This window comes from Thiohalorhabdus sp. (genome assembly GCF_036628635.1).
Taxonomy (GTDB): Bacteria; Pseudomonadota; Gammaproteobacteria; order Thiohalorhabdales; family Thiohalorhabdaceae; genus Thiohalorhabdus.
Genome location: NZ_JAZKRM010000014.1, coordinates 1 through 24,998, shown reverse-complemented (window position 1 = coordinate 24,998; position 24,998 = coordinate 1). Strand labels below are relative to the sequence as shown.

At 70.1% G+C, this 24,998-nt stretch carries 25 protein-coding genes, 1 pseudogene and 1 riboswitch; of the genes and pseudogenes, 3 read left to right on the top strand and 23 right to left on the bottom strand.

Features of this window, described 5'->3' with window-relative positions; all coding sequences use genetic code 11:
* Positions 1–10: 10 nt before the first annotated feature.
* Positions 11–1,228 (bottom strand): alanine transaminase, encoded by a 1,218-nt coding sequence (gene alaC / locus V5A19_RS06455; protein WP_332318336.1) that lies wholly within the window; start codon positions 1,226–1,228, stop codon positions 11–13.
* Positions 1,229–1,535: 307 nt separating this feature from the next.
* Here alaC and V5A19_RS06450 point away from each other — a divergent pair, with 307 nt between their 5' ends.
* Complete coding sequence (locus V5A19_RS06450) at positions 1,536–1,919, top strand: Mth938-like domain-containing protein (protein WP_332318337.1); 384 nt, start codon at positions 1,536–1,538, stop codon at positions 1,917–1,919.
* A 97-nt stretch (positions 1,920–2,016) separates the two neighbouring features.
* On the opposite strand, the gene V5A19_RS06445 is transcribed toward V5A19_RS06450, so the two are convergent.
* From V5A19_RS06445 to cbiB, 6 genes and pseudogenes are all read right to left on the bottom strand, one after another.
* Positions 2,017–3,078 carry a TonB-dependent receptor gene (locus V5A19_RS06445; RefSeq protein WP_332318338.1) on the bottom strand — a complete coding sequence of 354 codons (1,062 nt, stop codon included), beginning with the start codon at positions 3,076–3,078 and terminating at the stop codon, positions 2,017–2,019.
* Entirely contained in the window at positions 3,024–3,833 is an 810-nt protein-coding gene (locus tag V5A19_RS06440; protein WP_332318339.1) for a TonB-dependent receptor plug domain-containing protein, read from the bottom strand. Before V5A19_RS06440 ends, V5A19_RS06445 begins: the two co-directional genes overlap by 55 nt.
* 52 nt (positions 3,834–3,885) lie before the next feature.
* Positions 3,886–4,614: pseudogene (locus V5A19_RS06435) on the bottom strand (sigma 54-interacting transcriptional regulator); the annotation flags it as partial.
* A gap of 253 nt (positions 4,615–4,867) precedes the next feature.
* A complete protein-coding gene (locus V5A19_RS06430) occupies positions 4,868–5,503 on the bottom strand; it encodes a sulfite exporter TauE/SafE family protein (RefSeq protein WP_332318340.1) in 636 nt (211 codons plus the stop codon).
* A gap of 46 nt (positions 5,504–5,549) precedes the next feature.
* A complete protein-coding gene (gene cobD, locus V5A19_RS06425; protein WP_332318341.1) occupies positions 5,550–6,533 on the bottom strand; it encodes a threonine-phosphate decarboxylase CobD in 984 nt (327 codons plus the stop codon).
* Positions 6,526–7,431 carry an adenosylcobinamide-phosphate synthase CbiB gene (cbiB, locus tag V5A19_RS06420; protein WP_332318342.1) on the bottom strand — a complete coding sequence of 302 codons (906 nt, stop codon included), beginning with the start codon at positions 7,429–7,431 and terminating at the stop codon, positions 6,526–6,528. Before cbiB ends, cobD begins: the two co-directional genes overlap by 8 nt.
* A gap of 30 nt (positions 7,432–7,461) precedes the next feature.
* On the opposite strand from cbiB, the gene V5A19_RS06415 reads away from it, so the two are divergent.
* The gene (locus V5A19_RS06415) at positions 7,462–8,922 is read left to right on the top strand and encodes a cobyric acid synthase (protein WP_332318343.1); all 1,461 of its coding nucleotides are present in this window, start codon (positions 7,462–7,464) and stop codon (positions 8,920–8,922) included.
* A gap of 166 nt (positions 8,923–9,088) precedes the next feature.
* Here V5A19_RS06415 and V5A19_RS06410 read toward each other — a convergent pair whose 3' ends face one another.
* The 11 genes from V5A19_RS06410 to cbiE all read right to left on the bottom strand — a co-directional run bounded on the left by V5A19_RS06410 (position 9,089) and on the right by cbiE (position 20,007).
* Complete coding sequence (locus tag V5A19_RS06410; RefSeq protein WP_332318344.1) at positions 9,089–9,823, bottom strand: adenosylcobinamide-GDP ribazoletransferase; 735 nt, start codon at positions 9,821–9,823, stop codon at positions 9,089–9,091.
* Complete coding sequence (locus V5A19_RS06405) at positions 9,820–10,416, bottom strand: histidine phosphatase family protein (protein ID WP_332318345.1); 597 nt, start codon at positions 10,414–10,416, stop codon at positions 9,820–9,822. The genes V5A19_RS06410 and V5A19_RS06405 overlap by 4 nt, the downstream gene beginning before the upstream one ends.
* Before the next feature lie 38 nt (positions 10,417–10,454).
* Positions 10,455–11,501: a nicotinate-nucleotide--dimethylbenzimidazole phosphoribosyltransferase gene (cobT, locus tag V5A19_RS06400; protein ID WP_332318346.1), complete on the bottom strand. Its 1,047-nt coding sequence runs from the start codon at positions 11,499–11,501 to the stop codon at positions 10,455–10,457.
* A gap of 150 nt (positions 11,502–11,651) precedes the next feature.
* Positions 11,652–12,167, bottom strand: coding sequence for a bifunctional adenosylcobinamide kinase/adenosylcobinamide-phosphate guanylyltransferase (gene cobU / locus V5A19_RS06395; protein ID WP_332318347.1), 516 nt, complete (start codon positions 12,165–12,167; stop codon positions 11,652–11,654).
* Positions 12,164–12,955, bottom strand: a complete 792-nt coding sequence (locus V5A19_RS06390) for an ABC transporter ATP-binding protein (RefSeq protein ID WP_332318348.1) — start codon at positions 12,953–12,955, stop codon at positions 12,164–12,166. The genes cobU and V5A19_RS06390 overlap by 4 nt, the downstream gene beginning before the upstream one ends.
* Positions 12,952–13,953 carry a FecCD family ABC transporter permease gene (locus V5A19_RS06385; protein ID WP_332318349.1) on the bottom strand — a complete coding sequence of 334 codons (1,002 nt, stop codon included), beginning with the start codon at positions 13,951–13,953 and terminating at the stop codon, positions 12,952–12,954. Before V5A19_RS06385 ends, V5A19_RS06390 begins: the two co-directional genes overlap by 4 nt.
* A gap of 96 nt (positions 13,954–14,049) precedes the next feature.
* Positions 14,050–14,862: an ABC transporter substrate-binding protein gene (locus V5A19_RS06380; RefSeq protein WP_332318350.1), complete on the bottom strand. Its 813-nt coding sequence runs from the start codon at positions 14,860–14,862 to the stop codon at positions 14,050–14,052.
* An 88-nt stretch (positions 14,863–14,950) separates the two neighbouring features.
* A complete protein-coding gene (locus tag V5A19_RS06375; protein ID WP_332318351.1) occupies positions 14,951–16,780 on the bottom strand; it encodes a TonB-dependent receptor domain-containing protein in 1,830 nt (609 codons plus the stop codon).
* A gap of 102 nt (positions 16,781–16,882) precedes the next feature.
* A riboswitch (cobalamin riboswitch) is annotated at positions 16,883–17,237 on the bottom strand.
* A 339-nt stretch (positions 17,238–17,576) separates the two neighbouring features.
* Positions 17,577–18,344 (bottom strand): precorrin-4 C(11)-methyltransferase, encoded by a 768-nt coding sequence (cobM, locus tag V5A19_RS06370; RefSeq protein WP_332318352.1) that lies wholly within the window; start codon positions 18,342–18,344, stop codon positions 17,577–17,579.
* Complete coding sequence (locus V5A19_RS06365) at positions 18,341–18,808, bottom strand: cobalamin biosynthesis protein (RefSeq protein WP_332318353.1); 468 nt, start codon at positions 18,806–18,808, stop codon at positions 18,341–18,343. The genes cobM and V5A19_RS06365 overlap by 4 nt, the downstream gene beginning before the upstream one ends.
* Positions 18,760–20,007, bottom strand: a complete 1,248-nt coding sequence (gene cbiE, locus V5A19_RS06360; RefSeq protein ID WP_332318354.1) for a precorrin-6y C5,15-methyltransferase (decarboxylating) subunit CbiE — start codon at positions 20,005–20,007, stop codon at positions 18,760–18,762. The genes V5A19_RS06365 and cbiE overlap by 49 nt, the downstream gene beginning before the upstream one ends.
* Before the next feature lie 34 nt (positions 20,008–20,041).
* On the opposite strand from cbiE, the gene V5A19_RS06355 reads away from it, so the two are divergent.
* Positions 20,042–20,803, top strand: coding sequence for a cobalt-precorrin-6A reductase (locus V5A19_RS06355; RefSeq protein WP_332318355.1), 762 nt, complete (start codon positions 20,042–20,044; stop codon positions 20,801–20,803).
* Here the strand turns inward: V5A19_RS06355 and cobJ are convergent.
* The 5 genes from cobJ to V5A19_RS06330 all read right to left on the bottom strand — a co-directional run.
* A complete protein-coding gene (gene cobJ / locus V5A19_RS06350) occupies positions 20,788–21,552 on the bottom strand; it encodes a precorrin-3B C(17)-methyltransferase (protein ID WP_332318356.1) in 765 nt (254 codons plus the stop codon). The two genes, V5A19_RS06355 and cobJ, sit on opposite strands and share 16 nt — an antisense overlap.
* A complete protein-coding gene (locus V5A19_RS06345) occupies positions 21,542–22,294 on the bottom strand; it encodes a precorrin-2 C(20)-methyltransferase (RefSeq protein WP_332318357.1) in 753 nt (250 codons plus the stop codon). Before V5A19_RS06345 ends, cobJ begins: the two co-directional genes overlap by 11 nt.
* Positions 22,291–22,929: a precorrin-8X methylmutase gene (locus V5A19_RS06340; RefSeq protein WP_332318358.1), complete on the bottom strand. Its 639-nt coding sequence runs from the start codon at positions 22,927–22,929 to the stop codon at positions 22,291–22,293. Before V5A19_RS06340 ends, V5A19_RS06345 begins: the two co-directional genes overlap by 4 nt.
* On the bottom strand, positions 22,919–24,316 hold the full coding sequence (gene cobG, locus V5A19_RS06335) for a precorrin-3B synthase (protein WP_332327740.1): 1,398 nt from the start codon (positions 24,314–24,316) through the stop codon (positions 22,919–22,921). The genes V5A19_RS06340 and cobG overlap by 11 nt, the downstream gene beginning before the upstream one ends.
* Before the next feature lie 13 nt (positions 24,317–24,329).
* The coding region (locus tag V5A19_RS06330; protein ID WP_332327739.1) for an ABC transporter permease at positions 24,330–24,998 on the bottom strand (669 nt) is incomplete at its 5' end.

The following is a 24,998-nucleotide window of genomic DNA, read 5'->3' as shown; positions in this document are numbered from 1 at the left end:
AACTCCCTTCTCAGCTTTGATCGGAACCGACGGCCGCCGGTGCGTGAGTACGCATGAGGCGGCGGATGTTGCGGATGGCCTGGCGGGTCCGGTGCTCGTTCTCTACCAGACCGAACCGGACGTAGCTATCACCGTACTCGCCGAAGCCGATGCCGGGGGAGACGGCCACCGCCGCCTCGTCGAGCAGGAATTTGGTGAACTCCAGCGAGCCCATGTGGCGGAAGGGCTCGGGGATGGGTGCCCACACGAACATCGAGGCCTGGGGCTTGGCCACCGGCCAGCCAGCGTCGTTGAGGCCCTCCACCAGGGTGTCGCGGCGCGACTCATAGGCCCGCCGGTTGTCCTCGACGCAATCCTGGGGACCCTCGAGGGCGATAATGGAAGCCACCTGGATGGGCGTGAATATGCCGTAGTCCAAATAGCTTTTCATGCGCTTGAGGGCATTGATGAGGTCCGAATTGCCGGCGGCGAAGCCCACGCGCCAACCGGGCATATTGAAGCTCTTGGACAGGCTGTAGAACTCCACACCCACTTCCTTGGCCCCGGGTGACTCCAAGAAGCTGGGCGCACGGTAACCATCGAAGGTAAGGTCGGCGTAGGCGAAGTCGTGTACCACCCAGATGCTGTGCTCCTTGGCGAAGGCCACCACCCTGTCGAAAAAAGCCCGGTCCACCACCGTGGTGGTGGGGTTGTGTGGAAAATTGAGGATCAGCATCTTGGGTTTCGGCCAGCCCTCCCGAACCGCCCGCTCCAGCTCGCTGAAGAAGGCATCGGCGTCCATGTCCGGGTGGATCTCCACCGACCGCAGATCGCCCCCGGCGATGACCACGCCGTAGGCATGGATGGGATAGGTGGGGTTGGGTGCCAGAACCACGTCGCCCGGTCCGATGGTGGCCAAAAGGAGGTGCGATAACCCCTCCTTGGACCCGATGGTAACGATGGCCTCGTCCTCGGGGTCCAGCCCCACCCCGTACCGGTCGCTGTAGCGCTGGCACAGGGCCTTGCGCAGCCGCGGGATGCCCTGCGAGGCGGAATAACGGTGGGTATCCGGGCGCTGCGCCGCCTCGCACAGCTTGTCCACGATGTGCTGGGGGGTGGCCCGATCGGGATTACCCATGCCGAAATCCACCACGTCCACCCCGCTTTTGCGCGCCGCCATCTTGCGCTCGTTAACGATGGCGAACACGTAGGGCGGCAGGCGCTTCATGCGGTAGAAATCGGTATCCATAAGGGTTTCGGGATCCTCGGCCCAATATTGCCGGTCTGAAGGGGAACGGAGCGGCTTGCGGGCCGGCTCTAGTGTCCCGTCCCCGAAGTGCGCAGGGATTTTGAGCGTTCTGAGCCGGTCCAGAGCAAGGCGCGCCGACGAAGGCGTGGTGAGCCCACTAGGTCGCCGACCCCGAACGGTGTTCGGCCCGGGCGGATAAGCCAGAGAACTTTACTGAGCGGCCGGTTTCAGTGTCAAATTCCCCACCCGGGAATTGAGGTAGCACCGGGCTCCGTTTCGGAAAATTCCACCGCAGAGGGAGCCGACCATGGATTTCCGCGAAATGCAGGCGGACGAAGGCAATCTGGTTCGGGGCTATGCCCCGGGCGAGCTGCGAATCAACGAGGATCGCTACAGCGACAGCGTGCTGGTTTTCAAGAACGGCTTGTGGGATAGCTGGCTCCCGAGTCGATACGCCGACCTGGAAGCTTGGCATCTGGAGCCGCTGGCCAACGAGGGCGTCGAGATCCTTCTGCTTGGCACTGGCGATCGCCTGCAATTCCCCGATCCGGCCATTACCGGCCCGCTGATCAACGGCGGCGTGGGCGTGGAAGCAATGGACACACCGGCCGCCTGCCGCACCTACAACATCCTCATGAGCGAGGATCGCATCGTGGCAGCGGCCCTGTTTGTTACCGACGAGAGCGGCTAACCGGACCGCCGGCAAACCACGGAAACCACGAGGGCCAGTAGCGCGCCTTCCTCGCGAGGCAGCGAGGCGCCAGTCCCTGCATGCTGTATGGGCCAAGCTAGAACCGGCCGCTCAACCGCATCCACACCGAGCCCCCCGGCTCGTTGACCAGGATGGCCTCCCCGGTGGTGCTGTCATTGCGATTGGTGTGCTCAGAATAGGTCTTGTCCAGCAGGTTGTCGACACCGGCGCGCAGCTTGAGCCGGGCCGGCAGGCGCACCTCGCCGTGGAGGTTGACCACGGCATAGCCCGGCGTCTCCTGGACGTCCTGGCCGCTTTCCAGGTCCACCCGGTCCTGCTCGTCCACCATGCGCACCTCGGCACCCGCTTCCCAGGTCGCCGCGCGGTAGTCAAGGCCGGCGGTGGCCTCCAGCGGCGGCATCTGGGGCAAGGGGTCGTCGTCGGTGGTTTTGGTGCCATGGACGTAGGCCGCGGTGGCGCGAGCCCGCCAGTGCTGGCCGAGGGTTCTGTCGGCCTCAAGCTCGCCACCGTAGAGGGCGGCATCGACGTTGCGGTAACCAGTGGCGGGGTTGCCCGAGCCATCGGTAATCTTGTCGGTGAGGAGGTAGTCGGTCACCCGGTTGTAGTAGGCGCTGGCCTGGACCTCGGCGGTGTCGCTATTCCAGGTGGTGCCCAGCTCGGCCTGGTGGTGCTTTTCGGGCTCGATGCCGGGATTGCCCACCCAGGCATCCTTTTTCATGGTGCTGTCGGCGGCGATGAAGCGCTCGGTGGCGTCGGCGGTGCGCACGCTGCGGCTCACCGTGCCGTGGAGGGTGAACCGGTCGGTGAGGTCGCGGGCGTAGCGAACCAGGCCGCCGACGTTGTCCTCGCTGGCCTCGTCGTCCTCGGTACCGTAGTACTGGTCGTAAAGCTCTGAGGGTGTACTCCCTAAGTCTGAAGCCGCCTCGGCCCGGCCGGCGTCGGCGTCCACCCGGTCGTAGCGCAAACCTACCCGAAGCCGGTCGCGTTTGGTCAGATCGTGGTCCATCTCCACGAAGGCCCCGGCTTCAGCGGTCGTGACATCCGGCCACATCAGCGACTGCACGTAATCCACTCGGTTCGACATCATGTCCGAGTAGCGAAGGGCCTGGCGGTTGGTGCCCTGGAAGTCGATGCCCATGGTCCAGGCGGTGGAGGGGCCGCTGTAGATCTCGCCCTGCGCCGGCCGCCGAACGTGATCGCATCCGAGGGCACCTGCATGCGCATCATGTCCGGCTCCCGTAACGAGTAGTTGTCCATCAGGTGGTGGACATCATTGTAGTAGGCGTTCGCCTTGAGTCCGTCCAAAAAGCCGGTGGCCTTGTCGCGCTCGAAGGTGAGTCGGGCGCTGTCGTTTTCCATCTCCGGGGCGTCCATGGGCCCGGCGTACAGGATATCGTCGCCGCGGAAGGCCTCCAGGCCCAGCTCCAGGCGGGTGGCCTCGTTCGGGGTGTAGCCCAGCAGCGCGGTGCCGCTCCTGTGGGTATAGGCGGAGCGCATCTCGTCGCCGTCGCCGTCGGTGTAATTGTTGGCATCCGAGTAGTTGCCGATGAGCCGGGCGTAGCCGCTCGCGGTGCCGCTGGCGACGTCGGCGAAGACCTCTTTGGCATCGCCGTTGGCGCGGTAGCCCGCGCCGGCTTGGCCGCGCAGGCGCTCATCGGGGCCGAAACTGGGTGTGTCGCGTTCGAACAGCACGGTGCCGCCGGAGCCGCCGCCGCCGTGGACCACCGTCTGGCTGCCCTTGATAACCGTCACCTCGTCGTAGGTCTCCGGGGCCACGTAAGCGGTGGGCGGGTCCATGCGGTTGGGGCAGCCGCCCCGGATGGTGCCGCCGTCGAGCAGGACGTTGAGCTGGGTCTCGTCCTGGCCCCGCGATGATGGGGTCGATGCCCGCACCCCCGAGGCGGCTGCCCCAGACGCCGGGCACTGAGCGCAGGAGCTCGATCCGTTGGCCGGGCAGCAGGATCACCAAACGCTGGCAGAGGTTGCGAAGTTCGCGCACGTTGCCCGGCCAAGGATAGGCCTCGAGCCGCTTAAGGGCACCTTCGCTGAACACGGGCGGCTCGACGCCATGCTGGTCAGCCAATTCACGCACGAAGCCGCCGGCCAGCGCCCGGGCATCCCCAGGCCGGTCGCGCAAAGGCGGCAGCTCCACCGGGACCACGTGCAGACGGTAGTAGAGATCCTCGCGGAAGCGGCCAGCTGTCACCTCCGCAGCCAAGTCCCGATTGGTGGCTGCCACCACGCGGACATCGGCCCAGTGCTGGGCGGCCTCGCCCACCCGCTGATATTCCCCGGCTTCCAAAAAGCGCAGCAGCTTGGTCTGGACCGCGGCCTCCAGCTAGCCCCCCTCGTCCAGGAACAGGGTACCGGTCTCGGCAGCGGCTACCAGCCCACCGTTGTCCGTTACCGCCCCCGTAAAGGCGCCCTTGCAATGGCCGAACAGGTGGGACTCGGCCAAATCCGTGGGCAAGGCGGCGCAATTCACCGGAACGAAAGGCCCGCCACGACGAGGGCTTTCGGCATGCAGAGCCCGGCCCAGCAATTCTTTGCCAGTGCCGGTCTCACCCAGTACCAATACCGGGACATCCGCCGTTGCAACAATCCTCGCGGTGCGGATGGCGGCTTGGAACGCCGGCGCCTCGCCGAACAGGTCCTGGTCAAAGGCAGTGGGCACGGGGCCTCCTCTCGGTTCCCGTTGCACAAATGCGCGGCCTTTCAGCAAGCTGATGTGGCGGCGGCCGCAAGGACCCTAGCCACAGGCACGGCCCCTTCCGGCAAAGGACCCGTGAGTAGCACCTTGTTTCAAACCGGCGGAGGAACCTCACCAAGGCGACGACCATCTGGACCGAAGCCGACCGCTAAGGATCAAACCCCCACAGGGAGTGGGTTCTTCATACTATACCAGAGCCCTAACACCGCCAGCAGGATCAAAGTACCCCCGACCCATTGGTTGATGTGGGAATGCGGCCCAGGCGGATAGTCAGACCGGCGAAGGCCCTGGCCCCGGCAACAGCGGGCAGCGTCCCCAGGCCGAACAAGGCCATGAAAGCGGCCCCCTTTGCCGGCCCGCCGGTTCCCACCGCCAGCAGCAGCGCCGAATACACCATGCCGCAAGGCAGCCAGCCCCAGACGGCGCCGAAGGCTAGCGCCCGCCGGGGGCTGCGTACTGGGAACAGGGACCGGCCAAGGGGCTCCAGCCGCTGCCAAAGCGGCTGTCCCAGGCGCTCTACCACGGCCAGACTGGGGAACCAGCCGGCCAGGTAGAGGCCAACCGCGATCACCAGTCCGGTAACCATAACCCTAAGAAGAATGGGGCCCTCGACCGGCGCCAGGAGGCCGGCCACGCCGCTTCCGGCTGCCCCAGCCAGAGCCCCAATGACGCTGTAACTGGCTATGCGGCCGCTGTTATAGGCGATCACGTAGGTCACGAGGGCGGCGCGCCGGGCCCGCACCTCGGACGCCAGGCCCATGCTCAGGGCACCGATAATGCCGCCGCACATACCTAGGCAATGCCGCCAGCTGGCCAGACCGATGACCAGGGCGACGGGCAGCAACGAGTCCAAGGCAGTGAACCGGGAAGGGGGGATTGGGCCGGCAAGGATAGCACCTTCAGGCGGACGCGCCAGCGAGGGCCTGCCATAGCCGGTTCCAGCCTGTCTCGTTACCGGGCAGGCCGAACCGTAACCCGGTTGGTTCCCGGAAGCAGCGCACCCATACACCATGGCGGGCCAAACCGTGCTGCCAAGCTTGGCCTCGATCCGTAGTCACCCACCGGAACAGCTCCGTGCCTCCGGAAGGTTGCAAGCCTGCCCAACGCAGCAGCGAATCCAGCCGCTGCGCTGATTCGGCCAGTGCCACCCGCGTTTGGCGCTGCCACGCCTCATCGGCCAACGCCTGGCGGCCTACCAGCCGGGCAGGACCCGACACGGGCCAGGGGCCCAATTCCTGGGCCACGGCATCCCGGATGGACCGATGACCAGCCACAAAGCCGAGGCGAGCCCCGGCGAGGCCGAAGAACTTGCCCATGGAACGCAGCACCACCAATCCGGGCTCCCCTGCTTCATCGACCAGGGAGGCACCGGGCTGAGTATCGGCGAAGGCCTCGTCCACCACGAGCCAACCCTCCCGCCGGGCCAGCCGGCGGCGCCAGTGGCGCAGCTGCTCGGGGGCAAAACCCTTGCCGTCGGGGTTGTTGGGCTGGCCCAGCACCACTACGTCCACCTCGCCCGAGGCGGCTTCCAACTGGTCCTGCGTAATCCGCTCCACTTGGTGACCGGCCCGCTCCCAGCGGTAGGCATGCTCGGCGTAGGTGGGCCACAGCACGGCCACCCGGCAATGGCGGCGCAGATAGGGCAATGCGGCGATGGCGGCCTGGGAGCCGGGTACGGGGATCAGCTCCCGGGTCCCGTAGTAGGCCGCAGCAGCCTCCATGAGGCCGTCTCCCTCCTCGGGAAGGCGGTGCCAAACTGTCGGCGGCACCTCCGGGACCGGGTAGGGAAGCGGATTGATGCCCGTGGATAGGTCCAGCCAACCGCCTTCAGGCTCGCCGAAGCGCCGCGTGGCCTCGCTAAGATCACCGCCGTGGTCAGGCAAGAAACGCATCCCCCAAAAGGATTACCGCAATCCATCCGATAAGGCCCCGGCGGACCAGAGCTACCGCCCGCCGCAGGTCCGCGGCCCCGGGCTCCACACCGAAGCCGAGAGCGGGTCGCTCCTCCACGCGTCCGTGATACTGGGCGGGACCGCCCAAAGCGACCCCGAGGGCACCGGCCCCGGCGGCCATGACCACGCCTGCGTTGGGGCTTTTCCAGCGAGGGCCCTGGCTGCGCCAGCAGCTCAGCCCCATCCTCGTCTCCCCGGCAAGGGCGTAGGTCAAGGCGGTGAGCCGGGCCACCGGCCAGTTAAGGGCATCGTCCAGGCGCGCCGCCGCCCAGCCGAACACCCGGTAGCGCGGGGTGCGGTAGCCCCACATGGCATCCAGGGTATTGGTCAGGCGGTACGCCACCAAGCCCGGAACTCCCAGCACCACGAACCAGAACAGCGCGCCGAAAACCGCGTCGGCACCGTTCTCCAGAACCGATTCGATGCCAGCGCGGGCTATTCCCCTCTCGTCCAGGGCGGTGGTTTCCCGGCTCACCATCCGCCCCGCTGCCATCCGAGCGGCTGCAAGATCACCGCGGGCCAACGGCCCGGCGATGGCCTTGGCATGATCGCTCAGGCTGCGCATGCCGATGGCCAGATACAGCAGCACCGCCGCCACCACCCAGCCCAGCCCGGGAATGGCTGCCAGCAGGCCGGCCACAGCTGCTGGCCCTGCCACCAGCAGGGCCAAGGCCCCTACCCCGCACCAGCGGCGGTCCTCGCCCCGGTTCCAGCGCCGTTCCAGGGCTTGCGCCAGGCTGCCGAAGGCCGCCAGAGGGTGCCAAGCCCGCGGCTCACCCAGGAAGGCATCGGCGACCACCGCCGCGATAACCACCAGCGCGGTGCTCAAAGAGGCCCTCGTCTATGGGAAAATGCCGCCATGCGAGCAACCACCATCATGATCCAGGGGACCACCTCCGACGCCGGCAAGAGCGCGCTGGTTACCGGCCTGTGCCGACTCCTGGCGCGCCGCGGTCTCAATGTGGCCCCGTTCAAGCCCCAGAACATGGCGCTCAACAGCGCCGTCACCGCCGACGGTGGCGAGATCGGCCGGGCCCAGGCGGCTCAGGCCCAGGCCGCCGGCATGGCCCCCACCATCGACCTGAACCCGGTCCTGCTCAAACCCGCCACCGACACCGGCGCCCAGGTCATCGTCAACGGCCAGGCTATCGGCACCATGGACGCCGTGGCCTACCACGACTACAAGCGCATAGCCCGCGAGGCGGTGCTGGCCGCTCACGAGCGTCTGGCGGCGACCTACGACGTGGTGGTCGTCGAGGGCGCCGGCAGCCCCGCGGAGATCAACCTGCGCGAGCACGACATCGCCAACATGGGCTTCGCCGAGGCCGTGGACTGCCCCGTGCTGCTGGCCGCCGACATCGACCGCGGAGGCGTCTTCGCCCAGCTGGTGGGGACTCTGGAGCTGCTGGCCCCGAACGAGCGGGCGCTGGTGGCTGGCTTGGTCATCAACCGCTTCCGCGGCGACATCTCGCTGCTTCAGCCCGGGATCGACTGGCTGGAGGAGCGCACCGGCATCCCGGTGGTGGGCACCCTTCCCCACCTCGACGGCCTGCACCTGGAGGCGGAAGACAGGCTGACCGACAGCGCGCCCGCGGAGGCGGACCGGTCCGACACCCTGCGTGTCCGGGTCCCCGCCCTGCCCCGCATCAGCAACCACACCGATTTCGACGCCCTGCGCCTGCACCCGCAGGTGGACCTGCAATTCACCGGGCCGGGCGAATCCCTGGAGGGGGCGGACCTGGTGATCCTGCCCGGGTCCAAGGCGGTACGCAGCGACCTCGCCTGGCTGCGCGAGCAGGGCTGGGAGGCCCACATCCAGCGCCACCTGCGCTACGGCGGCCGGGTCATCGGCGTCTGCGGCGGCTTCCAGATGCTGGGCCGGACCCTGGCCGACCCGGAAGGGCTGGAGGGCGAGACCGGCACCACCGAGGGGCTGGGCCTGCTGGACCTGGACACCACCCTGGCCCCCGAGAAACAGCTCAGCCACGTGGCCGGCCGGCTGGCGCTGGAGGGAGCGGCGGTATCCGGCTACGAGATCCACATGGGCGTTAGCCGGGGTCCGGCGGTGGAACGGCCCGCAGTCCATCTGGAAGACGCCGTTGACGGCGCCCGCTCCGAGGAAGACCGCGTCATGGGCACCTACCTGCACGGCCTGTTCGACGAACCGGAGGCCCGCGAGACCCTCCTGCGCTGGGCCGGGCTCACCGCCCCCGAGGCCACGGACTACCACGCCTTGCGCGAGGCCGGCATCGACCACCTGGCCGACGCCATGGAGGCCCACCTGTGGACCGAGCCTCTGCGGCGGCTGCTGCCGGGGTGAGGAGTGAGGCGTGAGGGGTGAAGAGTAGCACCAAAGTCACAGGCAACGGCGGTATCCGCAGATAACACCGATGTCCGTGTGCAACCTTTCATCTGCGGGCATCTGCGCAATCTGCGGAGAGCGCCCTGGTTTTTGCCGTTACTCCTCACCCCTCACGCTTCACTCCTCACGTACCGAAGGCGAACACCACCAGCACCACCGCCTCGCTGACCTCGATGGCGGCGCCCAGGGTATCGCCGGTAACGCCGCCGATGCGGCGGACCATGAGCCAGCGTAGACCCAGCAGGACAAGCCCGCCGGCCACCAGGGCACCCAGGCCGGCCACCCCGCCCACCAGCAGCGCCACCAGGCCCGAAAGCGCCACCCCCAGCAACACCGCCGGACGGGGCATGTTGGCGGCGGCCGCTTCGCCCAGGCCGCCGGCACGGACGTAGGGCGTGGTCAGCAGCAGCGCGGCGGTTCCGGCCCGGGCCAGCAAAGGCGCCAGGACCAGGGCCGCCACCCCGCCGGCGACCATCAACGGCGCCAATGCCGCCACCTTGACCAGCAGGACCAGCACCACGGCGGTAACGCCGGCCGGGCCGGCGTAGGCGTCCTTGAGGATGGCCAGAGTACGCTCGGCGTCGCCCTGGCCGCCCAGCCAGGCATCGGCGCTGTCGGCCAAACCGTCCAGATGCAGGAAACCGGTGGCAGCGGCCCACAGGGTGACCAGCAGGGCCGCGGCCAGGAGGCCCGGGCCCTGGCCCGCCAGGGCCCCTACCACCGCCAGGACCAGACCCAGACCGAGCCCCACCAGGGGGTAGAAGGCAACCGAGCGGCCCAGGTCGGCCGCCCTGGGCGCAGCGGGCACCCCCAAGGGGACCCGGGTCAGAAACTGGACGGCGAGACGCAGGGGGATCATTCGTGACTACCGTGGGCCACCAGCCGGACGCCGGCGTCGTCGCTGCGGACGCGGCTGCGGCCGGCATAGGGGACCTCCATGCGGAACAGGTTGGCCAGCGGCATGCCCAGGACATGGGCCAGGGTCACCCGGATGGCGCCACCGTGGCCCACCACCAGCACGTGGCGCCCGGCGTACCGCGCCAGGAGGTGCTCCCATGCCGACACCACCCGCTCCCGGAAATCGGCCAGGGCCTCGCCCTCGGGTGCCTGAGCCCGCTCGGGATCGGCCCAGAAGGCGCTCAGGTCGCCCGGGCCGTTGGCCAGGATGTCCGAAGCGGTGCGGCCGTCCCAGGCGCCGAAGTCCATCTCGCGCAGGCCGTGGAGGCGCTCCAGCGGCAGCCCCCGGGCGTCGGCCAGGACCTCGGCGAACTCGGCGCAGCGGGTCAGCGGCGAGGTGACCACTACCTCCCAGCCGGCCTCGCCGGCGGTCGCCAACCGCATCTCCGCCCATCCTTGCTCCGACAGGGAGTGATCGGTAACCCCCCGGAACATGCGTCCGCCCTCGGGCTGGCCGTGGCGGATGAGATCGATCAGGGTCTCACTGGCATCCATAAACCGTATTTTCCCTTCGCCCGGTTAAAGGAAACGGCTCAAGAGGAGATGTCGGCACCGGCGAAGGTCGCCATGCCGTTGTGCAATGCCACCGCCGAGCGCAGCAGGGAGACCGCGGCGGCCGCGCCGCTGCCCTCGCCCAGGCGCATGCCCAGATCCAACAAGGGCGCCGCGTCCAGGGCCGCCAACACGGCGTCGTGGCCGGGCTCGGCGGAGCGGTGGGCGTGGATCAGCCATGGTGCCACATCCGGATTCAAGCGTACCCCGGCCAGTGCCGCGGTGGTGGCGATGAAGCCGTCCACCACAACCGGGATGCCGCGCTGGGCGGCCGCTATGTAAGCTCCGGTCAGGGCCGCGACCTCGAAGCCGCCCACGGTGCGCAGGGCCTCGAAGGGCTCCGCCGGATCGGGCGCGTGCAAGCCCAGGGTATCGCGGATGACAGCGGCCTTGTGGTCCACCCCGGCGGGGTCGAGACCGGTCCCCGGCCCCACCAGGGTCTCCGGCCTTTGCCCGGTGAGGCCGCAGGCCAGCGCGGTTGCGGCCGTGGTATTGGCGATGCCCATCTCGCCCCCGATGAAAAGCCGCGTCCCGGATTCGGCTGCGCGCTCGGCGGCGGCCCGGCCCGCGGCCAGCGCGACCTCCAGCTCCTCCACCAGCATGGCCGGCTCGTGGCGCATGTTGCCGGTGCCGGCGGCGATGCGGGCCGGCACCACGCCGGGCAGCGGCCCGGGATCCACCGCCGCGCCCAACTCCACCACTTCCAGGTCGGCACCGAGCTCCCCGGCCAGCACGCTCACCGCCGCGCCGCCGCGGCTGAAGTTGCGGATCATCTCCGTGGTCACCGCCTGAGGGAAGGCGGACACGCCCTCGGCGGCCACGCCGTGGTCGGCCGCGAACACGGCGATACGGACGTTCGACAAATCCGGATTCACCCGCCCCTGCAGCCCGGCCAGGCGCACCGCCAGACCCTCCAGCTGACCGAGGGAGCCGGCCGGCTTGGTCAGCTGCCCCTGATGCTCCCGGGCCGCCGCCTCGGCGGCGCGGTCGGGGGCGGCTGGTTCTTCCAGATACCAGGGTTGGGTCATGAGGGTCCTTTGCCGGTGCAATATTTTGAGCATTCAACCAGGACCGCAAAGGCGTCGGGGCCAGTGGCCCGTCCCACAATACCCTGCCCCAACCCGAGCCTCGCTTGGAGTGGGAGGGGCTACCAGCCCCGACCTGCGGCGGCCACGCTCCTACAGGGGTTGCTTGAGGGTTTGGGGCAGGCCCGCCGTCACCAGGGTGACGCGCTCGCATTCCCCGGCAACGGCCTGGTGGAGCCGGCCGGCCTCGTCCACGAAGCGCCGGGAGGTGGGGTCGGCCGGGACGACGCCCTGCCCCACCTCGTTGCTGACCAGGATGACCGCGCCCGGGGCCTCGGTCAGGGCGGCCAGGAAATCGGCTTGCTCCTGCTCCAGGGTTGCCTCGCCGGCCGCCAGCAGATTGCTCAGCCACAGGGTCAGGCAGTCCACCAGCAGGCAGGCCCCGGGGGCCGCCCGATCGCGCAGGACCCGGCCCAGGGCCGCGGGCTCCTCCACCAGGCCCCAGTGCTCGGGGCGTTCGGCCTGGTGGCGGGCAATGCGGTCACCCATCTCGGAGTCTCCGGCGGTGGCGGTGGCCACGTAGGTCACCGACGCCCCCGAAGCCTTAGCCCGCTGCTGCGCCAGGGCACTCTTGCCCGAGCGGGCGCCGCCCAGGATCAGCTCCTTCATGCCCGCCCCCACGGCACCACGTAGGGCTCGCCCTCGGACTCCCCGTAGACCGCCCGGATACCGAAAACCCGTGCCAGATGGCCGGGGTCGAGCACCTCCCGGGCCGAGCCGTCGGCCACCAGCCGGCCCTGGTCCATGAGCACCAGGCGGTCGCAGAAGCGGGCGGCCAGGTTGAGGTCGTGCATGACCAGGGCAACGGTCCGGCCCTCGCCGGCGTACTCCCGCACCAGCTCCATGAAGTGGACCTGGTGATAGGGATCGAGCCCCGCCACCGGCTCGTCGGCCAGCAGGCAGTTGGGCTCGCCGGCCAGCACCCGGGCCAGCAGCACCCGGGCGCGCTCGCCGCCCGAGAGCTCGGTGACCGTGCGCCGGCGCAGGCCCTCCACCCCCGTGGCGGCCAGGGCGCGGTCGACGGCGTAGCCGTCGGCGGCGCTCAGGCGCTGCCAGGGGCTCATATGGGGCAGCCGCCCCAGGGCCACCACCCGCTCCACCGGCAGCGGCCAATGGACCGTGGCCGCCTGGGGCAGGTAGCCGACCTCCCGGGCCCGGCGATTGCCCTTCATGGCGGCCAGGGATTCGCCGGCCAGAAGCACCTCGCCGTGCAGCGGCGATTGGAGTCCGGCCAGGGCCCGCAGAAGCGTGCTCTTGCCGGCGCCGTTGGGGCCCAGCACGGCCACCACCTCGCCGGGGTGGAGGGCCAGATCGACACCCGCCACCACCGGTTCGCCCCCCAGGCTCAGGCTCAGCTGCCGGGCCTGCAGGCTCGCGGCTCGCTCCGCCCGGCTCATACCGTCATCCTCCGCGTCTTGAGCACCAGGTGGAGGAAGAACGGCGCCCCTACCAGGGCGGTGACCACGCCCAGCTTGAGATCCACCTCGTCGCTGGCCAGGCGCAGCCCCATGTCCGCCAGCAGCAGCAGTATGGCGCCACCCAGGGCGCTGGCCGGCAGCAGCCGCGCCGGCTGGTAGCCCACCAGCGGCCGCAGTATGTGAGGGACCACCAGTCCCACGAAGCCGATGCTGCCGCTAACGGCCACCCCGGCGCCCACCGCCAGGGTGGCCCCGGCGATCACCCGGAAGCGCAGGCCGGTCAGGTTGAACCCCAGGCTGCGGGCGGTCTCCTCGCCCATGCTGAGGGCGTCCAGGGCGCGCCCGGCGGTCAGCAGGAGGATGATACCGGCCCCCATGAACGGCAGCCCCCACGCCACGTGGTCCATGCCGCGATCGGCCAGCGAGCCCAGGAGCCAGAACAGGATCTCGGTGGTGGCGTGGGCGCTCGGCGCCAGGTTCAGCGCCACCGAGATGAGCGCGCCCGCCAGGGACGAGATGGCCACTCCGGCCAGGATCAGGGTCTGGACGTTGGCCTCGCGCCCGGCCAGACCGTAGAGCACCAGCATGGCCAGCAGGGCACCCGCCATGGCCGCCGCCGGCAGGGCCAGGGGGGCCGTCGCGGCGATGCCCGTGTACAGGGTGGCCACGGCGCCCAGGGCGGCGCTGTTGGAGATGCCCAGCACGCCGGGCTCGGCCAAGGGATTGCGCAGCAACCCCTGGAGCCCGGCCCCGGCGATCCCGAGGCTGGCCCCCACGAAGAGGCCGAGCAGGGTGCGCGGCACGCGCAGCTCCTGGACGATGAGGGAGACGGGGGTCTCCGCCGGGGTCACCAACGCCCCCAGGACCTGGCCGGGCGGGATGGCCACGTAGCCGAGGGTTAGGCTGCCCACCATCAGCCCAGCCAATACCGCGGCCAGAAGGGTCAGCAGCCAGGGCCGGCCCATTTCACGGGTCATGCGCGAAGCTCCCATGGGCTCGCAATGATCAGAGACCTCCCTCCGGGGAAAACCGTTCGACTAAAGTCGAACCTACGGTCCTCCTCGCCTCACGCCTCACTCCTCACTGTCTACTCGGATGCCGTAGGCATGCTCCGCCAAGCGGGCCACCGCCTCGGCATTGAACCAGCCGCCGCAGGTCCACAGCCGGCCGGGCAGCCACACCGGTTCGCGCCGGCTCTCGAGGGCATCGAACACGGGATGGTGCATCACCCCCTGGGCCAGCGACGGTTGGGCCGTATCCGACGAGGCCAGCACCAGCAAGTCCGGCTGGGTCGCCACCAGATGCTCCAGCGGCAGCTCGCGGTAGGAGCCGGCGCCGAGCTCCCGGCCGACGTTGCGCAGGCCGGCGGCCTGCATCACCGTGTCCAGTAGCGAGCCCTTGCCCACCGTCACACCGTTAGGCCGCAGCGCCAGAGCGCGCAGTCGGCGGTTTTCGGGCGGCAGCTCGGCAGCGACCGCCGCCAGGATGCGGTCCATGCGCTCGATAAGGCGCTGCGCCCGCTCGGGATGACCGAGCAACCGGCCCATCCGGCGCAGGTTATCGCGGATCCCCGGGAAGGTGTCCGGGCTGTCCAGCGTCACCACCCGATAGCCCAAAGCCTCCAGCCGGTTCGCCGTGGCCCGATTGGTGTAGGGCCCGGAGATCACGAGATCCGGATCGTGGACCAGCACCTCCTCGGCATGCCCCTGGTTCTTGGGGTAGGCTTTGGCCACCTCCGCCATGACCGAGAAGGACGGGCTGCCGGCGTATTCGGAGACCGAGGCAATCTGATCGGGGTCCGCGAGCTTCAGCACCAGCTGATCGGTGCAGGCGTTGATGGAGACTACCCGGGGGGGATTCCCGGCAACGGACCGAGTAGCAGCCAAAACCAGAAGGCCGGCCAGGACCAGTGCCGGGAGGCACCGGAGACGATGCCGGCAAGTACCCCTCCCCGAGCCTCGCCGCACAGACCGCCTAGCGTCCGCCATAGCTCACGCTGGCGAAAACCGTACGGCCCAGCCGGTTGAACCCGTCGGCGGTCTGATAGTCCTTGTCCAGGACGTTGTTGCCTTCCACCCGGACCTTCCACTGCGGCGCAAGGCGGTACTCGCCGCGCAGGTTGACCACGCCGTAGCCGGCCAGGCGCGTTTGATTGGCGGCATCGTCGAAACGCTCGCTCTCCAGCTGGAGGCTGCCGCCGAGTGTCCAGCGGGGAGCCGCATACAGGGCATCCAGCTTAAAGCTCTGCTCCGCCCGACGCCGGAGCTGATTGCCCGTATCCTCGTTCTCGGGATCCTGGACAGTGAGCGAGGGCCGCACCCGCCAGCCATCAACGCGGACATCGGCGGCCAGCTCCACCCCCCGGATCTCGGCCTGGTCCACATTGCGGGGCTGCAGCACCCCGCCCACCGTCTCGTTCTGGATGAGATCATCGATCCGGGTCTCGAAGTAGCGGATCTCCCAGCTTCCCCAAGCCGCGTTACCGATAAGGCCCAGCTCGGCCGACCGGGAGGTCTCCTCCTCCAGGTCCGGATTGCCCTTGAAAAATCCGATATCGGGGAAAAACAGATCATTGAATGTCGGGGCCTTGAAGGCGGTCCCGTAGGAGGCGGTCACCCGCAGGCCCTCGTTCAACCGGTAGCCGAGGACGGCATCCCCGGTAAGCTGCCCTCCGAACGCCTCGTTGTCGTCATGACGCAGGCCCAGCTGCGCCCGGTAGGGGCCGCGAGACCAGTCCCAGCGGCCGAACACGGCCCGATTGTAGCGGCTGTCCTCGGCAAAGTCGGTGGAGGAATCCACCCGGTCGTCCCGGTAATCCACCCCCAGGACCACCTCCTGATTGCTTGTTGGGAACAATCGGTTCTGCCAGGTGGCCTCGATGCGCCGCGTATCGAAGAAGGTCTGGCGCTCATCGTCCAGAAGGTTGTCGGTCTCGTCCCGGCTCTCTCCGAATTGGAGCGTGGTGTCCCAATAGGTGTTAACGGTCTGCTCGAAACGGACCTGGGCGGACTGCTGAACGAAGTCCGTCCCATTGGCCCCGCCGAACAAGGGATCGAACTCGTTGGTGCCCTCGGCCCGCAGGAACGAGATACTGGCTCGCCCCTCCTGCCATGGCTCGTGCTCCAGGGAGAGGTTGACCGAGGTGTTGTCGTAACCGTCCTCGTCCGGATTTCCCCCTTCATGGGCGTCGATGCCCTCGGTATCCACGCGGTCCAGATGCAAGCTGTAGGTGGTGGCTTCGGTGCCGCCGCTGATGCCGGCGCTGGCCTCGTAGCGGTCGTTGGAGCCGTAGCCCGCCCGGGCGTTGGCCCGCATCCCCGGCTCGCCGCTGCGGGTGAAGATCTGGATGACGCCGCCGATGGCCTCCGAGCCGTAGAGGCTGGAGCGGGGCCCGCGCACCACCTCGATGCGCTCGATCTGGGCCAGCGGCAGATGCTGGAAGGATGTCGTCCCGAGGGTGGCCGAGCCCTGCTTGACCCCATTGATCAGCACCAGGACGTGATCGCTGTTGGTGCCGCGCAGAAAGACCGAGGTGTCCTTGCCCGCTCCGCCGCTGTTGCTGATCTGCAGCCCCGGCACCGTTTGCTGCAGCAGGCCCTGGAGGCTCCGCTGCCCGCTTTGCTCGATGTCCTGGCGGTCGATGACGGTGGTGGGGGCCAAGCTCTCGGATCGGGGCTGGGGAGCCCGTGTGGCAGTGACCACCACCTCCTCCAGTGTGGTGGCTTTCTGGGCCGCGGCATGGGGGGCCACGGCGATTATCGGGGCAACAGTCAGGCCCGTGAGGGCCAAGATTGGCTTCTGCATGCTTCCTCCCAGGTGCGCACCCGCACATGGCGCAGGCAGCTGGGAGGACGAAGGGGCGGGACGGAGACAGCGGGGTCCGCGCCCGGAGCTGCCCTCCGCAGTGCCGTGGCCAAACCCCAGGCCGGTCTCCGGGCTAACGAGCTAGGCGGCTCTCCGCAGAGATCCGCCGGGACGGCCGCCTTCCCGTCCCGCCACAAAATCGCCAAGCAAAATCCCGTCCAACTGGCACAGGGCTTAAGGCCGATTTTGTGGCGGAGCAGTGGCTCGAAGGCCGTCCCGTCACTCGCCTACCGTTGCGGGGGCAGCGCCGGCTTTGCCCCGCTACTAAATTCGGCTCGCGGACGGTTCCTTTCGGAACCGCTTTTGCCGCCGAATTTAGTAGCGGGGCATACCGGACTTCCCGTTTCATTCCGCGGATTTGCCTTGTCCGCGGAACACCTGAGGCGGGTTCTTCCGAATTGTGACTACCGAACTTTCCGGCAGTCGAATGGGGCTTAACCTACACGGGCCGTGGGAAACCGTCAAAACCGAACCTGATTACTTATAAGGCTCAGCCGACTTTGGCAAAACCCTGGATTGGGCAAGGGCGCGGAGCTCCGGGGGACCCCGACCCCGTTTCGGCAATGTAGAAGACCGCGGGGCGGCGCCGAAGGCGGCGACCCCGTCTGACCCCTCTGCGAGGGGTCAGACACCCCCCAGTCGCACCGCCCCCTTGCCCAATCCAGGCCCGGTAGGGCTGAGCCTTATAAGTAATCAGGAAAGCGAATGCCCGGGCCCTTCACGCCAGAGCGGCCACCTAAGCCCCCTCGTCCTGGCCCCGGAAACGCCGGACATGCTTGGGGTCGTAGAGGGCGCTGTCCCGGAACGCCCCGGGAGCCAGGGCGGGGCCCACCAGTATCAGGGCGGTTCGACGAATCTCCAGCTCTGCGGCCTGGTCGGCGATGGTGGCCAGCTGGCCGGTGAGCACCGTCTCGTCGGGCCAGCTGGCACGCAGAACCACGGCGGCCGGGCATTCCTCGCCGTAGTAGGGAGCCAGCCGCGCCACCACGTCCGCGATGTTGTGAAGGGACAGGTGGATGGCCAGGGTGGAGCCGGTGGCAGCAAAGGCCTCCAGGGTCTCGCCGCACGGCATGGCCGAGGCGCGCCCCTGGGTGCGGGTCAGCACCAGCGACTGCGCCACCTCGGGCACGGTTAGCTCGGCCCCCAGGCTGGCGGCGGCCGCCGAGAAGGCCGGGACCCCGGCGGTGATGGTGTAGGCGATGCCCGCCGCCTCCAGGCGCCGGACCTGCTCGCCCACCGCGCTGTAGACCGACAGGTCCCCGGAATGCAGCCGCGCCACGTCGTGGCCCGCGGACTCGGCCGCCTCGATCTCCGCCATGATCGCGTCGAGGGTCAGGGGCGCGGTATTGATCACCTGCGCTCCTTCCGGGGCATGGGCCAGGACCTCCTCGGGCACCAGGGAGCCGGCGTAGAGGCACACCTGGCAGGCAGCGATAAGGTCCCGGCCGCGCAGGGTCAGCAGGTCTGGAGCGCCGGGGCCGGCGCCGATGAAGTGGACGGTCATGGGCTCTCCGGCTCCTTAATCCGATTGGGGTCTTCCGGGTCGAGGATCCGAGCGGCGGCGCAGGAGGCCAGGGAGCTGGTGGTCTTGGCCACCACCAGCCGCGCCCCGGGACCGGCTGCGGCCAGGGCCGAGGCCTCGGCCACCGAGCCCACGCCCGCGGCGGCAGCCGCGCTCCCCGAAAGCTCCATCCCCTCCTGGAACGGCGCCAGCCCTTCCGGGCTCAGGTACAGTGGTTTCAGGCCAAGGCGCACGGCCACGGGCTCCAGCAGGCCACCGTCGCGCTTGCGCTCGAGCGTAGCGATGACCCCTGCTGAGGGGGTCCGCCCTTCCCCCAGGGCCTGCCGCAGCACCCCGGCAGCCAGTCCCGCCAGCTCCTCGACGTCGCAACGGGTGCTGAAACCGACGCCGAGGGCGATCACGGCATCACCCAGGACCAGACGGTCACCGGCCGTAAGGGGCTCCAACCGCTGAAGCCGCCCAAGGGCTGGGCCCGCTCCACCGCCAAGCGGGTGAGCCGGCCCCCCAGCAGCTGCTGCGCCTCGGCCAGCACCGCGTCCCCCTCCACCGTGACGCTGTTGGCCACCAGCCTCCCGCCGGGGCTCAGGGATGCGCGGCAGCGGTCGACGAGCCCGGGCGTGGTCAGGCCGCCGCCGATAAAGATGGCGTCCGGGGCCGGCAGACCGTCCAGGGCCTCCGGCGCCTGACCCTCGACACACTGCAGATCCGGCACCCCGAAATCTCCGGCGTTGGCGGCGATGTTGGCGATCCGTTCCGGGCGGGGCTCCACCGCCACGGCGCGGTTGGCCGGGTCCGCCAGCATCCACTCCAACCCCACGGCGCCCGATCCGGCACCGATGTCCCACAACAGGTCCCCGGTGCCGGGTGCCAGGTGGGCCAGAGTCACGGCGCGCACCTCGGCCTTGGTGATCTGGCCGTCGTGGTGGAAATCCCCTTCGGGTCGGCCCGGCGTCCGGGCAACGGGACGAGCATCCGGCTCCGCCCGGCAGGTCACGGCAATGGTGTTCAGGTCGGCCGCCTCCGCCCCGCCCCACTCGTCCGCAAGGGCCTCGCGGTGCTGCTCCCCGGGGCCGCCCATGCGCTCCAGAACGGTCAGGGTGGAGGAACCGAAGCCGCGCTCGGTCAGCCGCTCGGCCAGGGACGCCGGCGTGGTGCCGTCCCAGCTCAGCACCAGAATCCGGGCGCCGTCGTGGAGCCAGGGGTGGACCCGCTCCAGGGCCCGGCCGGTCAGGGACAGGCAGCGGACCTCCTGCAGCGTCCACCCCATGCGCGCCGCGGCCAGGCTGAACGCCGAGGGCGCCGGATGGACGGTCATCGCCTCGGGCGGCAGGCGCCGGGCCAGGGTGGCACCGATGCCGTACCAGAAGGGGTCGCCGCTGGCCAGAACGCAAACCGGCCGGCCGCGCCGGGCTTCGATCCAGGTCAGGGCGTCGGTGAGCGGCGAGGGCCAGGCAAGGCGCTCCTGGCCGGGGACCTCCGGGACAAGCGCCAGATGACGGTCGCCGCCGAAGACGGTTTCAGCCGTCTCCAGGGCGGACCGGGCGCCCGGGGTCAGCCCCTCCAAGCCGTCCTCGCCCAGGCCCACCAGGGTCAGCCATGGTTGCTCGCCTTGTCCCGGGCTCCCATCATTAGCGGCTTCGGTCATTCTCCCCTTCCTATTGCCGTCCGGGAGCATCCCCATGCAGGTACTGATCCTCGCGGGCACCACCGAGGCCAACGCGCTGGCGCGCCTCCTCGAGGGCCATTCGACCCTGGCCGCCACCGTTTCCCTGGCCGGGCGCACCAACCGCCCCTCCCGAACCGCCCTGCCCTACCGCAGCGGCGGCTTCGGCGGCGTTGAAGGACTGGCCGATTACCTGCGGGCGAACCGCGTCGGCGCCATGGTGGACGCCACCCACCCCTTCGCCGCGGGCATCTCCACCAACGCCGCGGCCGCCGCGGAACGGACCGGCGTGCCATCGATGGCCCTGGAGCGCCCCGCCTGGCAGCCCGGGCCGGGCGACCATTGGATCCCGGTCCCCGACCTGGACGCGGCGGCGGAGGCGCTGCGGTCCCTGGGCCACCGAGTGCTGGTAACCACCGGCCGCCAGGAATTGGTTCCCTACGAGGCGGCCCCGGACAAGCACTACGTCATCCGCACCATCGATCCCCCGGAGCCGCCTCCGGGGCTGGCCGATGCCGTCTACATCCAGGACCGCGGCCCCTTCGACCGGGAGTCGGAGGCGGCGCTCATGGCCGAGCACGGCATCGACGTCCTGGTGACCAAAAACAGCGGCGGCGACGCCACCCGGGGCAAGCTGGACGCCGCCCGCGAGCGCGGCATTCCGGTGATGCTGGTGCAACGCCCGGCACGGCCCGAAGGCGTGCCCGTCCACCACGACCCTGAGGCGGTCCGCCAATGGCTGGAGGAGCGCGCCGCAGCCGATCACGCCCCCTCGTAATACCGCGGGGTGTAGACCAGGGTCCCCTGCTCCCGCTCCAGTACCCGGGTCCCCGGCATTCCCACGATCACCAGTGTGCGCATATCCGCCTGGGAGGAATCGGCCTCGCCCAGGGTGGTGACCGTGAGGCGCTCCTGCTCGCCCCGGCCGGCGGCGGTGGCGAAGACCACCGGGGTCGCCGGCGGGTGCACCTCGCCGATGACGGCCAGGACCCGCCCCAGCTGCCAGGGCCGCGAGCGCGAGGCGGGATTGTACAGGGCCATGACCAGGTCGGCCTCGGCAGCCAGGCGCACCCGGCGCTCCACCACCGCCCAGGGCTTGAGGTTATCGGAGAGGGACAGGGCGCAGAAGTCGGCGCCCAGGGGCGCACCCAGCCGGGCGGCGGCCGCCTGCATGGCGGAGACCCCGGGATGGACGGTCACGCTTACGTCCCGCCAGCGGCCCTCGGTGTCCCGGTCCAGGGCCTCCAGCACCGCCGCCGCCATGGCGAACACCCCCGGATCGCCGCCGGAGACCACCGCCACACGGGCCCCTTCGGCGGCCAGATCCAGGGCATGGCCGGCGCGGTCCAGCTCCTGGCGATTGTCCGAGGCGTGCCGGCGCTGGTGGTCCGCAACCACCCGATCCAGGTAGGGCCCGTAGCCCACCAGATCGGTGGCCCGGCCCAGGATGTCGGCGGTTTCCGGGGTCAGCCATTGGGGCCCGGCCGGACCCGTGCCCACCACCGCCACCCAGCCGTCACCGCTCATCGGCGCGCAGCCCCCGCCCCGGCATAACGATCATGGCAAAGTAGGGAGCCTCGTCGGGGGCCTCCTCCAGGGGCACCACCCGCTCCTGGCCCATGCTGGCCCGCTCCACGTACCAGGCCCCCTCGCCGCGGCCCAGCTCCTGCATGACCCGCAGGATCTCGTCCCGCCGGGTGCCCACCTTCATGATCACCGCGGCATCGGCGGCCGCCAGGGCATTCCGGAAATCGGCCTCCGGCAGGGTCCCCGGGATCACGGTCAGGACGTCGTCGCGCATGATCAGCGGCGTCGGCAGCTGGGTGGCGGCCGCCAGGGGCGAGGCCACACCCGGCACCACCTCGGTGGGGAACCGGTCCTTCAGGCGCAGATAGACGTGCATGAAGGAACCGTAGAAGAAGGGATCCCCCTCGTTGAGCACCGCGATGGAGCGGCCGGCGTCCAGATGGGCGGCCAGGGTTTCGGCGGCATCCTCGAAGAAGGCCTCGACGGCCTGGCGGTATGCCGGGGAGCCCTGGGGCAGCTCGGTGGTCACCGGGTATTCCAGCGCCAGCTGCTCGTGGCCCTCGGTGACGTGGGCGTCGGCGATGCGCCGGGCCTGACCGCTACCGCCCCGGCGGCAGAAGTGGGCCACCACCGGGCATTCGCCGATAAGACGGGCGGCCTTCAGGGTGATCAGCTCGGGGTCGCCCGGGCCGGTTCCGACCCCGTACAGGGTGCCCATGGGGGCGGAAACGTCATTGCTCATAGTCGATCGCTCGCGAGGGCGTTGACGGCGGCGGCGGTCATGGCGCTGCCGCCGCGGCGCCCGTAAACGGTCAGATAATCCAGCCCCAGCGGGTCCGCCGCCAGGGCCTCCTTGCTCTCCACGGCCCCCACGAAACCAACGGGGATACCGATTACAGCCGCCGGCCGGGCGGCACCCTGGTGCAACATCTCCAGCAGCCGGAACAAGGCCGTGGGGGCATTTCCGATGGCCACCACCGCCCCTTCCAGCCGCGGCCGCCACAGCTCCAGCGCGGCCGCGGAGCGGGTGTTGCCCAGTTGCGCGGCCAGGTCCGGGACGCGCTCGTCGCGGAGGGTGCAGACAACGTCGTTGCCCGCCGGCAGGCGGGCACGGGTGATGCCGTGGGCCACCATCTCGCTGTCGCACAGGACGGGGGCGCCATCCGCCAGGGCCCCCCGGACGACGCCGGCCGCCCCCGGGGAGAAGCCGACGTCGTCGGCCAGATCGGTCATGCCGCAGGCATGGATCATGCGCACCACCGCCGGCACCAGATCGGGGGGTAGCCGGTCCAGGTCCGCCTCCGCCCGGATGATGGCGAAGGACTCCTCGTAGATGGCCCGGCCGTCGCGGATGTAGTCCATGGAGCTATCCGTCATCCTCGGCCTCCCTTTGGAGCCGATCGGCCAGATCCGTCCGGTCCAGTCGCTCAATGGTCGCGTCCACGGCCTCTGCCTCTCGTTGCTCGGCTGCAACCAGCCGTTCCAGGGCCGCCAGCCAGCGCTGCGCCGCATCCCGGTCCAGCCCGGTTGCCAGGGGATGCAGATGGGTACCGTCGCCCAGGGCCAGATTGTAGCCCTCGCCCGTCGCGGTCAGTACGGCGGTGGCCGCGGCGGGATCGCCGCAATGCTTGTCGCAGCCGCTCACGTGGAGCCGTCCGCCGCGCGCCGGCAGATCGCCGGCCGCCTCCGCCAGGTCCCGGACCTCGGCCCGGGCCTCAACGGCCCCGGCCTCGCAGCGCGGCGCCCCGACGCAGGCACCGAGGGCCAGCCGCCGGTCCGTGCCTTCCGTCACCGCACCCAGGGCGTCCAGTCCCGACAGGGCGCCCTCCCGCGCGCCCGTCAGCAGCACAGCGCGCCACGGCGTCAGCCGTAGGGCCCCGCCCCTGTCGCCATCAATGAGCTGGGCCAGGCCCGCCAGCTGATCGGCGGTGAGCGCGCCGAAGGGGAAGGCCGCCCCCACCCAGACGCCTTCGGGATCGGTGCCGAGGGTGGCCCCGGGATCGGACACCGGCTGGCGGGCGACGGGCTCCATCCCCGCCGCCGGCTCCAGGCCCTCGACCCCAACCAGGGGTTCGGTTCCGAAGCGGGCCACCGCCCCGGAAAGCCGCCGCGGCGGGTCCTCGACCGTCCGGCGCAAGGCCTGGAACCGCTCCAGCACCGCCGCCGCCACCGCCACCGCCCGTTCGGGGGCCACCCAGCCCAGCACCGCCGCGGTCTGCGCCGTTCCGCCAGCGGCCACGCGGTAGCAGACGCCGGCGGCCGTGGCCATTGCCTCCAGCCGAAGGTCCGCCGCCAGCCGATCCAGGCGGGCTCGCCCGCCGCCGTCCACCAGCAGGCCCACCTTGGGCGGCAGCTCAAGCAGGGCCGGCCGTTGGGTGACCGCCGCTGCCAGCTCCCGGGCGAGGCCGCGGACATCGGCCACTGCCTGGGGGTCGCGGTCAGCCGCCGGCGACGCCACCACGTTGCGCACCGCCTCCGTCTGGGGGTCGGCGTCCACCAGGCCCGTCACCGCCAGCTCTTCCCGGGCCCGCGGCAGGCTCGCCCCGGAAAAACCGCGCAGCTGGAGGTTGGCCCGGCTGGTGATCTCCAGCTCACCGGAGCCGAAACGGCGGGCCACGTCGGCCACGGTCCGGGCCTGCTCGGGGGTCAGCCCGCCAACGGGGTGGCGCAGCCGCAGCAGCAGGCCGTCACCGGTGGCCATGGGCGCGGCCACGCCGGGGCAGGCCTGCCTAACCCACGGATTCGCTTCGCCACGGTCTCCCACGCCGCTACCCTCCCTAGGCCCGGATGCGGACACCGCGCGCCACCAGTCCCCAGGCCAGGACCGCCACCAACAGCGTGACCGCGGTCAGGATCCCGAAGGTGGCGGCCCCGTGGAAGCCGCCGGTTCCCAGCAGGCCGTGCCGGAAGCCTTCGATCATGTAGACCATGGGGTTGGCGGCCGCCGCGCTCTGCCACGGCTCGGCCAGACGATCCACCGGGTAGAACAGCCCGCCCATATAGATCAGCGGCGTCAGCACGAAGGTGGCGATCACCGACGTATGGTCGAAGCTGCGCGCGAACAGGCCGTTGATCAGGCCGGCCAGGGCGAACAGCAGGGCGCTGAGGACGGCGATGCCCAATGTAATGGCCGGGTAGTGGACCTGCAGCTCGGTGAACGGCAGGGCCACCAGCGTCACCAGGGCCCCGGCCAGCAGGCCGCGCAGCACGCCGCCGGTGGCGAATCCGGCCACGATCAGCCACGCCGGCACCGGCGCCACCAGCAGCTCCTCGATGTGGCGCTGCAGCCGGGCCCCGTAGAAGGCCAGGGTGACGTTGTTGTAGGCGTTGGTGACCACCGCCAGCAGGATCAGACCGGGCAGGATGTAGTCGGCGTAGGCCACCCCGCCCATGCCCTCCAGCTCGCGGCCCACCAGGTGGCCGAAGATGACCAGGAACAGCGCCGC

Bases quoted from the DNA above. Each gene is read 5' to 3' on its own strand.
- cobJ (WP_332318356.1), bottom strand. From the start codon at position 21,552: ATGAGCGGTGACGGCTGGGTGGCGGTGGTGGGCACGGGTCCGGCCGGG.
- V5A19_RS06450 (WP_332318337.1), top strand. From the start codon at position 1,536: ATGGATTTCCGCGAAATGCAGGCGGACGAAGGCAATCTGGTTCGGGGC.
- V5A19_RS06445 (WP_332318338.1), bottom strand. From the start codon at position 3,078: ATGGGCATCGACTTCCAGGGCACCAACCGCCAGGCCCTTCGCTACTCG.
- V5A19_RS06385 (WP_332318349.1), bottom strand. From the start codon at position 13,953: ATGACCCGTGAAATGGGCCGGCCCTGGCTGCTGACCCTTCTGGCCGCG.
- cbiE (WP_332318354.1), bottom strand. From the start codon at position 20,007: ATGACCGAAGCCGCTAATGATGGGAGCCCGGGACAAGGCGAGCAACCA.
- V5A19_RS06375 (WP_332318351.1), bottom strand. From the start codon at position 16,780: ATGCAGAAGCCAATCTTGGCCCTCACGGGCCTGACTGTTGCCCCGATA.
- V5A19_RS06355 (WP_332318355.1), top strand. From the start codon at position 20,042: ATGCAGGTACTGATCCTCGCGGGCACCACCGAGGCCAACGCGCTGGCG.
- V5A19_RS06405 (WP_332318345.1), bottom strand. From the start codon at position 10,416: ATGGATGCCAGTGAGACCCTGATCGATCTCATCCGCCACGGCCAGCCC.
- alaC (WP_332318336.1), bottom strand. From the start codon at position 1,228: ATGGATACCGATTTCTACCGCATGAAGCGCCTGCCGCCCTACGTGTTC.
- cobU (WP_332318347.1), bottom strand. From the start codon at position 12,167: ATGAAGGAGCTGATCCTGGGCGGCGCCCGCTCGGGCAAGAGTGCCCTG.
- V5A19_RS06340 (WP_332318358.1), bottom strand. From the start codon at position 22,929: ATGACGGATAGCTCCATGGACTACATCCGCGACGGCCGGGCCATCTAC.
- V5A19_RS06415 (WP_332318343.1), top strand. From the start codon at position 7,462: ATGCGAGCAACCACCATCATGATCCAGGGGACCACCTCCGACGCCGGC.
- V5A19_RS06410 (WP_332318344.1), bottom strand. From the start codon at position 9,823: ATGATCCCCCTGCGTCTCGCCGTCCAGTTTCTGACCCGGGTCCCCTTG.
- cobM (WP_332318352.1), bottom strand. From the start codon at position 18,344: ATGACCGTCCACTTCATCGGCGCCGGCCCCGGCGCTCCAGACCTGCTG.
- V5A19_RS06390 (WP_332318348.1), bottom strand. From the start codon at position 12,955: ATGAGCCGGGCGGAGCGAGCCGCGAGCCTGCAGGCCCGGCAGCTGAGC.
- V5A19_RS06345 (WP_332318357.1), bottom strand. From the start codon at position 22,294: ATGAGCAATGACGTTTCCGCCCCCATGGGCACCCTGTACGGGGTCGGA.
- cobT (WP_332318346.1), bottom strand. From the start codon at position 11,501: ATGACCCAACCCTGGTATCTGGAAGAACCAGCCGCCCCCGACCGCGCC.